Below are 12,083 nucleotides of genomic sequence, written 5' to 3'. Positions count from 1 at the left end.
ATCTTTCCGAGGGTTGCCAACAAGTCACCTCCGACAGGGCACTGTCTGCAATGTCGAATGAAATAAGATTGCTCTTCTATCTCTGCTCGAGTGACGGGGGTTGGTGCAAATGTGTTAAGCTTTTTGCGACGCGACATGTCTTGTCGGTCTGAGGTGACACCTCGCTGGACTCTATGTTCGTCCTCTGAGGTGACCGGCGGTCCGGCCCGCGGCAAGCTCCTTCAAGACTTTTCTGTCCGGAGTAAGCCATGCGATCTTTTGCCTCTGGACCTCGATCTACCCAACGATGCATTACAACCACGACATGGCATAATTGCTGCCGCGGCCTTGAGGAGGGCAATCTATGAAAGACCAATTGCTTGTGGGCGCCACAATCATCGACGGAACAGGCGGCCCGACGAGACAGCAAGAAGCTCTTCTGATTAAAGATGGCATGATCAAAGACTTGGGGCATCGAGCGGAAATTGCTCCTTCGGCTCCGGATGCGGATTTGCTGGATCTTTCCGGGTTGTATATGACACCCGGGTTCATCAACACGCACGATCACGTCTTTAGCAAGCGGGAAAAAGGTATTGCCACCAGGATCGCTGCAGGCAGCCGCGATTTGCAAGTTTTTCGTGCACTTCGCAATGCCATCTCGAGTCTTTCCGAAGGTGTAACTACTCTGCGAGACGCCGGCTCGATGGATGACCTGGGGCTCGATGTCAAGAAGGCGATCAACAGCCGCATCTTCGTTGGACCAAGAATGCAAGCTGTAAGTCAAGGTCTGACCGTGACGGGGGGATATGCTCATCAGTTCTTTCTGGAAGTCGATTCTGTGATTGAAGTACGCAAAGCTGTCGGCGAGATGATCAAGCGTGATGTCGATTGGGTCAAATGCATGGCCAGCATTGAATGGAGCAGAGGTGAAGGTGAACCCATCAGCGCTGTAAACATGAGTACTGAGTTGATGCGGGACGCCTTCGATATTGCCCATCTTCACGGAAAACGCTGCATGGCCCATGCCGTGTGCAATGAATCAATCGTCAATGCTCTGGATGCGAGGGTCGACAGCATCGAGCATGGAGTTATGCTAGATGAACCGACGGCCGAACGGATGGCGCATCAAAGAGTGTTTCTCGTTCCGACCCTCAGCACCTTTCGTGAGAAGTGCAACGATTGGGGTCGAGGTCCTGGAGCGATGCGACATGGCGAATCGATGCGCCCGTATCATGACAGGTCGATACGGTTCGCACGCTCTGCAGGGGTTAAGATGGCCTATGGTTCGGACAATTTTGGCAATCTCGTCGATGAAATCCGCGGCCTACAGCAGCTGGGGTTTTCCTTGATGGAGTGTTTGGTTTTGGCGACACGCAGTGGTGCCGAATTGCTAGGTATTCAGGACCAAGTTGGAACCATTGAAAAGGGAAAGTGTGCTGATTTGGTGGTTCTGGGCCGCGACCCTCTAAGTTCTCCAGAGGCATTTGGCGACGTTCGTCTCGTATTTCGAGATGGGCGAAAGATCAATCCGTCGCAACTGCCGATCTAGTCTATTCGGGCTCATAAGGTTCTACAAGCAAACCCCTGGACTGCTCTAGCCACTCCGTCTGCGGCCTACGCCGGATGGATACGCCCGATCAGACGCGCTGACTGACTGAGATTAGTCGTCCGTTAAGAAACCGAATTAAGCGGAGAGCGGTCGCTGGCGGCAGCGATGAGGGTGGTCAGGATCAGGCACCAAAGAGCCCTTAGCCAGGCGATGATGCGGCGGAAGTTGTGGCCGACGGCTGAGAGGATGACGTTAGCCGCATCGCCGGCGCGGCCTTTGAGGTAGCAGCGGCCGAGGTGACCATCGGTCTTCAGGTGTCCGATGATGGGTTCGATGGCGGAGCGGCGGCGCAGCTCGCGCTTGATGACACCGAAGACGCCGCGCTTCTGGCCAGAGATGAAGATTCGGCGGGGATTTTGTGCGTTGTGACCGCGGTATCCCTTGTCGACATAGGCCCGCTCGATCGCGCAGCCGGTGAGTGTCTCGGTGCGGTCAATGACGTCCTGCAAGGTATGACCGTCGTACGGGTTATCGGGTAGCGCCGTGGCGTGCAGCACGAACAGGCCCCCAGGAGCCAGGCGGTTGTTGGTGACGATGGAGGCTTTGACGCCGAACTCGTAAGGCGCGGCTGCTTTGCCCTTGCCGATGCACTCCACCTCCGGGGCGTGGAAGGAATAGAGCTTCCAGCCGCGCTGGCGTTGCTGCTGCGAGCGGATCTGCGAAGCCCGGCTGAGCGGGAGGGCGAACGCGTTCTCGATCACAGCCTGACCTTCGATCTTGCGGCGGAGATCGCGGATGATCCGGCCCAGCCGGCTACGCAGGATGCGCAACTGCCGCTGATGCCGTTTGAATTGCTTGGCATGGGCGTAGCGCCCCGCCATCATTGCCGCGGTCTTGGCAATGCGAAGGTAGGACTGCCGCAGCTTGACCCCGTGCTTCCTCGCCAGGCGGTTGAGCCCCTTGATCGCCGCGTGCAGCAGCTTGGCATCGGTCGGGAAGGTGATCGCCTTCGGCTGCACGGTGGTATCGACCGTGACCCGCTTGAGGTCCTGGCTGCGTAACGCGCCGGCCTCGTGCGCCACCCGCAAGCTCTCGGCCAGCAACAGCTCCAGCTTGTCGCCGAGCCGTTTGCGCCAGTGGCTCAGGTCCGAGCGCTCGTGCGGGAAGGCGTGCTGAAAGAACTCTTCGCCGGTGAAGAACTGGAAGTACGGGTCGTGGACCCAGCGCTCGCACACCCCCTCATCGGACAGGCCATAAATGTGCTTGAGCAACAGCAGCCCGATCATGAATCGGGTCGCGATGCCTGGCCGACCGTTCTCGCTATAGAGCGGCGCGATCTCACCGTCGATCCAGTCCCAATCGACTTTGCCGGCGAGCTGAACCAGCTCGTGCTTCATATTGATGATCTGGTCCAGCCTGGCCCGGAACAGATCGCCCGATCCCGTCGTCCTGTGCTTCTTCGGTCGCATCGCCACCTCCGATGCGACGACGGAATCATGACTGGCGATTCGACGGAATCCTGAAAATGAAATTGCAGGGTTCCGATGCTCGAAGCATCAAAACCCTGCAATCGCAAAACAGTCCACAACGACAAATGCGATTCTAGCTCAATCGCTTAGCCGCTCTTCACGGACGACAGATTAATCTTAAAGCCAAACTGCTTACCGGTTCTTTCAGCAGTTGCGAGTATCAAACTGAAGCGTGGCGGAACGTCACTTCGTCGAAATGCAAACACGCGCGCATCGATCTCGATGCTCGTCAGCATCGCTGTAGAAAATCGTACCCTCACAGACGACCCTCGAAATCGCGACCGTTGTCGAAGATGGCCGGATGTTGCGCCGATCACCATGATCGAGGGATGTAGGTGTTGCCTACTCCGAGAAGTCGCCCGCGGCAGCGGGTGTGCTAGGCGCCGTTCAGCCACAAAGCCGAAACTGTCGCGGTGAATGGGCTGACAAATCGAAACGCGGACCGCGATTATACACAAGGTCCGCGACCACGATGGCTGTGTTGGCAGAGGCTGCTACCTCGATAGGGCGACGACCGAAAGCGTAGATGGACGTTGCCGAGGCACCTTGTTCAACCGATAGCGGGTGAACCGTCAGGCGTCGACGGCAGGGCCCCCATCCCGAACGGATTCCATTTGGGTCAGGATCTGCCAGGTGAGCATTGAGCGTGAATGTCTTAAGCACATCTGCATGCCGCCAGTCGGGTGGCGCATCCACATCGTCGATTTCAACCTGGCCAGTGATCCTCAGCCGTAGCGCGAAGGAGTGTTGGTCATGCGCTCATCCAACAGTGGGACGCGGCTGCGAGGCAGTGCCCCCATGTCGGCGAACTCGACATGATAGTCGCGCGCCGCCTCGAGTGGAAATAAGCCGCGCCCAAACGGGATCGACGAAACCCGTGGGTCTCGGGTGAACATACCACCCAAAACCGCATCGACCCATTCCGACGATCACCCCAAAAAGGTTCGTCGTGCGAAAAGATCGCCGCGGTCTCATTGGCCACCTCCGCACCGGAGTCGCTGCCGGAGGCGCACGCTGCACCTCTTAGAGCGCACGAAGAGAATAGTACTCCTGCGTCGCGAGCTGGAGCTTCGTAAAGATTCGGCTAGACCAACCGTAACGAGCTAACGAGCGGCAGTTCCTGCTCGCTCAAGATTTCCCACCGTGCCACAGCATCGCATCTTGGATGCACTCAGATCGAATTATTCGATGCACGTCATCCCGTTGTTGCGGCCGTAGTGCGATGGATCACCCCGTCAAGCGCCTAGTTGCCACGGGGGTCCATTATGCAAGTTGAGATGAACGGCACTGAAATAGCCAATGCATGTATTCCACGAGATCGTCAGATCAAGCCGCCACACTGGATGGGCCGATCTGCGAAACCTCCGTTCCGCCTTTCGAAAACTACAAGGCAACGGGAGCTTGTTATCGCTCTGTCAATGGCAGCGTGTCTCGTCAGCGGCTCTGCCCTGGCGCAAACTATCACTACGTCCAACCTAAAAAGCGACGGTTCGGGTGAGGCTGATCGAAACAAAACTCAACGAAAAATTCAAAAGAAAGCTACTGCGTCTCAAAAGACGACCGCCTCGTTTGGAAAGATGACCGACTCTTCTGCGAAGACAGACCTTTTTGTAAAGAGGATGGCTCCTCCTGAAAGGAAGAGCGACCCATTCGCAAAATTCGAAAACCTCCGCGAGAAGGGATTATCGGTTAACCTGCCTGGTCCCGCCGATACAATTGATCAGGACGCTGGCGGGGTCAGGTCCGCGTTGGCCGACCTCGGCATCGGTTATTATTTTCAGCACATAAGCAGCTTTGCCGAAAACGTTCTGCCCAATGCAGCCAAGAGCACCATCGCCAATCAATTGTATAACGGCCAGAATCCGACATATAGCGAGTCGAATTACATTACTATGACCTATGATCTCAGCCGATTTGGGATTCCTGATGGTCAGTTGGTCGTAGGCGCCGACCAGCAATGGGGGAACTGGAACCCCGGTACTCCAGAAAGGTTTGGAATCTCCATACTTGCCTACTATCAGACTTTTTTCGATAGGAAGCTCGAACTCAAGGTCGGCTATCTAAGAAATAACTGGGAGTTTGCGGGCACACTCGTTGGAGGAAACGCAGGATCAAACGTCTTCGGGCCCTCGTCGAATATCCTTACCCAGGGGGGCATGACCAACAACGCTGCGCCGACGCCTGCGATCAACCTGAAGTTCAATGCGGATGACCACCTCTATAGTAAATTTACGTTGCAGCGCTCCATCAGCCCGGATGGCTACAATACACAAGTTATCCAAAATCCCTTGGGCACCAATTGGAGCACCCCCAATGCGGGTGCTCTTCTGGTTGATGAAATCGGCTATCAGAGCAGCGCTGCTCCAGGCATACCTAAGACGTGGCTACGGGCAGGCGCCGGCCTCAATAACAGCAACTTCTCGAACCTGGAGTATCCGAAGCAAGCAAGGGCTGACGAGAACAGTTTCTACTACGTCGCCGCGGACAGGCAGCTCTTGCAGACTAATGTCCAGAGTTCGGCATCGCGTGGTATCTATGGTGGTTTCTCGGTAATGTACGCTCCGGCAGACCTAAACAAGGTCAGCCAGTATTACGAAGCTCGCCTTTATACCGTGGGGCTTTTTGACAGCCGGCCCAGTGATCAAATTTCTATTGTTGCGACTGACACCGTTTGGAGCAACTACGCTGTGGATGCTGCATTGGCGAAAGGGAGTCTTGTTCATTGGGACAGTAAAGCAATCTCGGGAACGTACACCGCGCATCTTGCACCCGGAGTATATTTGAGCCTAGGATTGTCATACATCGATAACCCAACATCTATTACGTACACTCCCCAAATTGGACACGCCTTGAACTTCTCAACGTCCTTGTCGACGATCTTCTAGAGTCCTGAATGCCAGGACATGTACTCGGGGCGTGGCGGATCAGCACATGTTGATGACGCCCTATGTCCCCGAGATCGGCGCAGGAGGGCCATCACTCAACCGTCCGATCGGGTTGGTCTGAGCAAACTCCTCCAAAAATGGGGTAGAGTCCGTAGTCGCAACGGGCGGGACGCTGCGCTATACCGAGAGCTCCGCGTCCCGCCCCGTTGCGTCACCCGAGCACGATGGGCTCGGATGCAAGCCCGCTTCTTCTCATCATCGCTGATGAAACGAGGGGCTCAGACCGTCTGCCTTGCAATGGCTGTGGTAAACCTTGGAATCTACGTCGAGATCAGCCAAGAGCCTGGTGCTGAAGGCATCTTTGCCCCGTACCGTTGTCGTTCAACGAATGCCCCTTTGTCGGCTATTAGCGGGAGTGTAAGCTAAGCTGGCGTTGAGTTCGGCAAGGTCGAGGCGGTTGACGTCTAGGCCAAAGCGCCGCTGATCGCAGCTCCTGAAGCTTGAGATAGAAACTGCAGCGGCATCTGGATGGATAGAGCTCGGAGCGCAAGGCGCGGCTGCTGAATCAGATGCAGCTGCCGGTAGAGGATCTCGAGGCCGCCTCGACTGAAAAAAATCGCGGCTGAGCAAACGGCGTGGAAGACCACGACAGTACGCTCATTCCCGCGCAAGCGGCCGGTTCGCAAACCCTTTCTGACAAAATCGATCACGAACGCCTCGTCATCGCAGCGCCGCCGCCATTTGGGGACACTGGGCCGGATTGGGATTAAGGGAAGTCGCTGATTCGCCATTGTGGCAAGGATCGAGGGGGCTCGGCCGAGGCGGCAAGCTTCCGCCTCTCTGCTCACGCCGGAGAGCTGATGATCCGCGTCTGGTCGAACCTGCTTTTTCGCGTCCCTCTCATCGGACTCTCGCTCAAATCAAGGATCAGAAAGTGGTAGGTCATCTTCGCACATTAGCTTGCTCGTCAAGCTTTTTGCCATGCTCGTCGACGCGGTCACCCTGATCGTCGATCGGGTTGCCGTTTTCATCCATCCCCACACCGTCCGGATAGTGTGGGCGATCCAATGTTTCGAGGAAAAACTGTTTGCTGGGAAGAAGTTTTAGGCTTTTGGAAGTTTCAAGAAGGGGATAGGCGCCTTCTCCGCTACCCGGGGGGACATCTTGCGGGGTGCGGATCGCGACGCCCTTGATGGTGTTGGCCTTAGTCGCCTCATAGGCTTTCCTTAGCCATAGCTCCCCTGCCCGAATCGGAATGTCCATGGGTCTGTCGGCATCCACAACATAGGCACTGGCCAACTTGATGCGATAGGCGGTGGAGATGCCGTCATATTGCTGGGCCTTCCTATTGTACATGCCGTCGGCGTTACGCCTTAACGCATAGTAAAGTGCCACGTGATCCTGACCGTAATTGATATCGTACACGCCGGCGCCGTACTTGGAGAAGGCGCTCTCAGCATAAAGATCGCGCCAATTGCGGTAGCCACCAATCAGGCCAGTTCCGCTCAGACCGTCGGGCGCAATGTTCAGCCTGATCTTTCCCTTTGTCAGATCGGCTTCGCCGGTCTCATACGCCTCGATGGCGATTCGTGGGATCGTCAAATGCTCCACCTGTTCAGTCTCCAAGACACCATCTCTGATCTTGGCCTTCAGCTTGATGTACTGGGCTGAGTTCAGGATGCGATAGGAATAATCGACGGCAATGCCGGCACTGGCATCCTTAACGATCGCATCGGGCGAATAGCCGATCTCGACCGTTGCATCGTTGTCATTCATGGGGTCCTGATGGCCAGAGATGCGCAGAACCATCGAATAGCCGCCGGATCGTAAGTTGTCGTTGGCTTGCAAGGCGTTTTTGGCGTTGCTACTGCCGCGCCAGGGCGCATCACAGCCCCACGCACGGTATAATGCGTTGTCGATTCCCCTCTCACCGTCGGGACTGACGAAATCATGAGGCCCGATCTTGCCGTCTAGGTTGAAGCCGTCAGCGATGCGGCTGGTCACTTCCGGCTGGCCGGGATCGTCAGCGGCCCAGGGATTGACGTACGTTTCGATGCCGCGCTTGTATCCTCGATAGGATACGGCGCGCATCCAGATCCTGCCAAGCACCCGTGATGGTGGTTCAGCGGTGATCTGCTCCAAGCCTGGCGGGTTGGCGATCCAGTTGATCTCCTGCTGCGAGCGCCATTTCTGGCGCTCCAATGCCTTCTTCACCAAATTCCTGGCCGGGTCTGTGTTGTTACGGCTAAAGTGGAGGGCACTACCATGCTGGCAGTCCACTCCTGGCTCGATTTCCTCACCGCGGGTGAAGTCAGGCCGTCCGCCATAACGGAATGCATATTCATAGGCTCCCACCACAAAGCCGCGGCTCCATGGAGACGCTGCGGCAGGCAGCGCGTCGCTGCCGGTCAGGGCCAGAATCGCTATGCAAGCTATCAGACTTTTATTCGGGACCATGACGCTCCTCCCCACCGTGATATTTAGGAAACGACGACCGTTCCAACCATTCCCATCGCTTCGTGGAATTTGCAGACGTATTTGTAGGTGCCCTTCACCGTAAAGGTGTGGCTGAAGGTGGCGTCTTCCTCCATGTTGCCGGAACCGAACGGCTGCGCGCCCGCCGGCAGCGCGACATCGGAAGCCGTGGACGCCTGCGCAGGATCAAACGCGACCGAGTGAGTGATGACGCCGGGATTGGTCCATTTCACGGTATCGCCCACGCCAATATTGATGATCGCGGGCACGAACGCAGCTTTTGGACTGTTCTTCATAGAGACTTCGACGGTCTGGCCTTGAGCCAGCGCGGGCGAGGCAGCAGCAACACCGAGGCTGGCGAGCAACTCCGTAAAAGCACGACGATCAATCTTCATTGGACGTTCCTTGCAATCATTCTGGCGGCGATACTTGGTTGATCAGGAGGTCAGATACCGCTCCGGCTTCAAAAGCCAGGGGATTGGCATCGTCCATCTGGCCCCTATGGAGCACGATATCGGCGCTGACCTCAAAATCCGTTATGGTTTTCGGGTCATCGGTAGTGAATGGTGCACCTGTGAAAGGACTCCACGTCTTCCAGGCCGGAGAGCCGCTGGTCTTGTAGCGCCAGACGGGTCGAAAATACTCCATTCTGAAGCTGTAACGCAGGCCGGCAGGATCGCGCTTGGGTTCAGGCGCCGTGTCGCCTGTCGAGCGTGATTCAACAAACGTGAACCAGGTCGCCTCGTGCTCCATGGTCAGGTCAGCGGCGCGGTAAGCGAGATATTTCTCGATATCGTCGCGAGTGGTCAATTTGTGACCGGCCACGACTAGATCGAACCGGTCGGCGCCCTTTTTCAGTGCCGTGAATACCCCCGGCTTGGCCGGCGGCACCATGGGGAGATTGTCGCTAGCCTGCGCGGGCTTGGCCGGTGCGGAAGCAGCCGCGGCTGGCGGTAGCTCCGCCGCGGAACCGATCTCCGCAGAAGCGCAAAGCGCAGCGAGGAGATATCCGACATGAATGCCGCGTTTCATTCTTCCTGTCCTTTTTCCAATCGTCAGAAATAGAAGCCGATGGAAACCGCCCATACGATGATGGTCGCGGCGACTCCGCCAACTACAAATCGCCACAACGGCGCGAGCTTCATTTTCGCATCGCTTGCATCGCTGCGGCGCTTGCCCGAGATCATGGGTCCGATGAGATTTTGTTGCTTATAGAGGAAGTAGAAGATCACCGCCGCCAGATGCAGCGCGATCATCCAAAGCAGGATGTCGAACCACCAGTAATGCAGGTGCGCGAGATGGCGGCCCTGCTTGAAAGTGACGTAGCTTGACAGTGGACCCGAATAGAGCCCGTCGACGTCAACCGCAAACAAACCGAGAATCACCACAGCTAGGACCAATCCCAGCATCACGACGATGCTGATCGCTCCCAACGCGTTGTGGCCGTGGCTGTGGGTGGTGTCCCGCCGATGAAGGGTGCTGGCATAGTCGAGAATTGCCTTGGGTCCCCGCACGAAATTGACAAAGCGGGCGGTCGACGAACCGACCAGGCCCCAATAGAGACGCATCAGCACGATCCAAAGGACCGCGTAGCCGCTCCAAAGGTGATATTCGAGTGCATTGTGAGTGCCGGTCCACCAGCAGACGCCGATCCCGATTACCAGACCCCAGTGCAGAGCGCGCACCGGCAGGTCCCAGACTCTCAAGTCCGTTGTATCGGCCAGGACGGCGTCGATGCGGCCCACCTCGGATCCCGCCTCAGACGAAGTCATAGGAGCCCTATTCGTCTTCATTCTGATTTTCATAGTCACGCGAACGATAGCTGTCATGGCAGGCCTTGCAGGCCTTGCCTGTCGCCAACGCTTGCGCCTTCAGCCCATTCTCGTCCTTTTTAAGCGCAATCTCGTGGAGTTTGGTCGCTTCAGCCTGGGCCGCCTTGCCCAGTTTCGCGAAGTCGTCCTCGTTCTGCCAGATGTCCGGCAACGCATAGGTCTTGACGCCGGCCTCCGGGCCGCTGCCCTTAGGAAACCAATTCAGCAGGTAGGCGCTGCGGTCCTTGATGGTCTCTGCATTGGGAATGATCGTATTGTCCCAATCGATCTTTCCCTTCTTGATCTCGTCATTGATCGCCTTAAGGGCTCCGCCCATGTCACGCAGCTTGCTCTGACGTGGCTTGATCTGAGCAACCTCTGCCGGACCAGCGACGGCTTGCAGGATGGCAAAACCGAAAGCAACGCACACCGTCGCACTAACATAACGAAAACCCAACGCAGACATACGGACTGTCACTCCCAGCTTAACCCGGTGGTCAAATTCGTGACGGATGGACCTTACGCCAGCAAATCCGTATGGGGCTGCCTGACTTCCATCGACCCCTTGCCCCAAACGTCAAGCGACACGCCCATGGCCTTCTGGATCGTCAGGCCAACACGCGACACTGGGCTCCTATCGCCAGCGACGTGATAACCGGTCTTCACGCGACCGCTGGCCCCGCCAGCCACGAAGATCGGAAGGCCATCCACTGCATGGATCCTGGCGTAGCTTTGATCGGTAAAGGCAAAGACCAGGCTGTGGTCGAGGACGGTGCCGTCGCCTTCGGGAACTGCGTCCAGCTCCTTCAGAAGCATGGCAAACAGTTCCATGTTGTCGAGATTGTACTGTGCCACCTTGGGCTGATAGCCGATGCTGGGATCAATCGGCTCTTCATGGGTGGACTGGTGATACCCCGAGGCGTCGCCAGGCATGAACATCTGCGATCCGGGCTCCGACACGCTGAGATTGAATACCCGGGTCTGGTCGGTGGCGAGCGCCAGCGCCCCAAGCCGCGCCATCAGTGGCGTGACCTTGCGAAGATTGGGCACGGCATTGTTGCACACCATTTCGGGCGGCGCTTCGGGAATGGTCACCTTGGCCTGGATTTCGGGGCGCTGCAATTGCGCAGCCATCTGTAACTCGGCCTCGCGCACCGAGGTGAAATACTGATCCATTCGAGCGCGATCGGCGGAGCCCAGATTTTGCATGACCCGCTTGCGATTATCGGCCACGACCGACAGCACGCTTTGCTGAATCATGACTTGCGGATCGGGTTTCCAGTCACCCTTAGTCGGGTCCTGGAAGCCCGGCCCGAACAGGCGGGCATAGAGCGCCAGCGGCGAGGCCTCCGCCGGAATGGCGTTGGCGCCGCCAAGGCTGGAATAGCTTTGCCTCGGATCGCCGGCCGCGGAAGCCGAAATCGACTTGAAGCGGGCGCCGTGCGAAATGACATCGGCGATCTGCTGGTCGATGGTCTTGGACTCGAACTCGTTCAGCTTGGTGGGAGAAATGCCCGTGGCAGCCGCCGCCGCGCCGGACCAGTGCTGGTAGTTAGGATTGTCGTCCAGGGGGACGCTCAGTCCGCTGAACACGTTCAGCTTGCCGCGGAACGCCTCCAGCGGTTTCAGCTGCGACGTCATCTCATAATCCTTGCCGCCGGTCTTGGGGATCCACAGCTGGCTCGTCAGGCCCAGGCCGAAGAAGAAAGTGTTGAAGCGCGAGGGAAGCGGCCTTCCCGTCGCTGCCAGCGCCTCGCCCTTACTGTCCAGAAAGCAGTCAAGGAAGGGCAAGCCCATCACGACCAGAGCGCCCTGGCATGTGCCGCGGAGGAAAAATCTACGATCGATCTTCATG

At 57.3% G+C, this 12,083-nt stretch carries 10 protein-coding genes; 2 read left to right on the top strand and 8 right to left on the bottom strand.

What is annotated here, in order from left to right:
• Positions 1-343 precede the first annotated feature (343 nt).
• Positions 344-1,528, top strand: coding sequence for an amidohydrolase family protein (locus ACP2YO_RS12020; RefSeq protein WP_426441067.1), 1,185 nt, complete (start codon positions 344-346; stop codon positions 1,526-1,528).
• A gap of 122 nt (positions 1,529-1,650) precedes the next feature.
• Here ACP2YO_RS12020 and ACP2YO_RS12015 read toward each other — a convergent pair whose 3' ends face one another.
• Complete coding sequence (locus ACP2YO_RS12015) at positions 1,651-2,997, bottom strand: IS5 family transposase (protein WP_426436472.1); 1,347 nt, start codon at positions 2,995-2,997, stop codon at positions 1,651-1,653.
• A 1,325-nt stretch (positions 2,998-4,322) separates the two neighbouring features.
• On the opposite strand from ACP2YO_RS12015, the gene ACP2YO_RS12010 reads away from it, so the two are divergent.
• Positions 4,323-5,942, top strand: a complete 1,620-nt coding sequence (locus tag ACP2YO_RS12010) for a carbohydrate porin (protein ID WP_426441066.1) — start codon at positions 4,323-4,325, stop codon at positions 5,940-5,942.
• A 464-nt stretch (positions 5,943-6,406) separates the two neighbouring features.
• Here the strand turns inward: ACP2YO_RS12010 and ACP2YO_RS12005 are convergent, their stop codons facing one another.
• From ACP2YO_RS12005 to ACP2YO_RS11975, 7 genes are all read right to left on the bottom strand, one after another.
• The gene (locus ACP2YO_RS12005) at positions 6,407-6,652 is read right to left on the bottom strand and encodes a hypothetical protein (protein WP_426441065.1); all 246 of its coding nucleotides are present in this window, start codon (positions 6,650-6,652) and stop codon (positions 6,407-6,409) included.
• A gap of 232 nt (positions 6,653-6,884) precedes the next feature.
• Entirely contained in the window at positions 6,885-8,399 is a 1,515-nt protein-coding gene (locus ACP2YO_RS12000; RefSeq protein WP_426441064.1) for a hypothetical protein, read from the bottom strand.
• 23 nt (positions 8,400-8,422) lie between these two features.
• Entirely contained in the window at positions 8,423-8,812 is a 390-nt protein-coding gene (locus ACP2YO_RS11995; protein ID WP_426441063.1) for a cupredoxin domain-containing protein, read from the bottom strand.
• 16 nt (positions 8,813-8,828) lie between these two features.
• Entirely contained in the window at positions 8,829-9,449 is a 621-nt protein-coding gene (locus ACP2YO_RS11990; RefSeq protein WP_426441062.1) for a CC0125/CC1285 family lipoprotein, read from the bottom strand.
• A gap of 23 nt (positions 9,450-9,472) precedes the next feature.
• Positions 9,473-10,162: a cytochrome b/b6 domain-containing protein gene (locus ACP2YO_RS11985; protein ID WP_426441061.1), complete on the bottom strand. Its 690-nt coding sequence runs from the start codon at positions 10,160-10,162 to the stop codon at positions 9,473-9,475.
• Between the two features lie 34 nt (positions 10,163-10,196).
• Positions 10,197-10,694, bottom strand: a complete 498-nt coding sequence (locus ACP2YO_RS11980; protein ID WP_426441060.1) for a c-type cytochrome — start codon at positions 10,692-10,694, stop codon at positions 10,197-10,199.
• A gap of 53 nt (positions 10,695-10,747) precedes the next feature.
• Positions 10,748-12,082, bottom strand: a complete 1,335-nt coding sequence (locus ACP2YO_RS11975; RefSeq protein WP_426441059.1) for a DUF1552 domain-containing protein — start codon at positions 12,080-12,082, stop codon at positions 10,748-10,750.
• Position 12,083 lies beyond the last annotated feature (1 nt).

It is taken from the genome of Bradyrhizobium genosp. P (genome assembly GCF_049949265.1).
Taxonomy (GTDB): domain Bacteria; phylum Pseudomonadota; class Alphaproteobacteria; order Rhizobiales; family Xanthobacteraceae; genus Bradyrhizobium.
This window is presented reverse-complemented; position numbering and strand designations above follow the sequence as displayed.

Excerpts from the sequence above, each read along its gene's own strand:
- ACP2YO_RS12020 (WP_426441067.1), top strand. The coding sequence starts at position 344 with ATGAAAGACCAATTGCTTGTGGGCGCCACAATCATCGACGGAACAGGC.
- ACP2YO_RS12015 (WP_426436472.1), bottom strand. The coding sequence starts at position 2,997 with ATGCGACCGAAGAAGCACAGGACGACGGGATCGGGCGATCTGTTCCGG.
- ACP2YO_RS12010 (WP_426441066.1), top strand. The coding sequence starts at position 4,323 with ATGCAAGTTGAGATGAACGGCACTGAAATAGCCAATGCATGTATTCCA.
- ACP2YO_RS12000 (WP_426441064.1), bottom strand. The coding sequence starts at position 8,399 with ATGGTCCCGAATAAAAGTCTGATAGCTTGCATAGCGATTCTGGCCCTG.
- ACP2YO_RS11995 (WP_426441063.1), bottom strand. The coding sequence starts at position 8,812 with ATGAAGATTGATCGTCGTGCTTTTACGGAGTTGCTCGCCAGCCTCGGT.
- ACP2YO_RS11990 (WP_426441062.1), bottom strand. The coding sequence starts at position 9,449 with ATGAAACGCGGCATTCATGTCGGATATCTCCTCGCTGCGCTTTGCGCT.
- ACP2YO_RS11980 (WP_426441060.1), bottom strand. The coding sequence starts at position 10,694 with ATGTCTGCGTTGGGTTTTCGTTATGTTAGTGCGACGGTGTGCGTTGCT.
- ACP2YO_RS11975 (WP_426441059.1), bottom strand. The coding sequence starts at position 12,082 with ATGAAGATCGATCGTAGATTTTTCCTCCGCGGCACATGCCAGGGCGCT.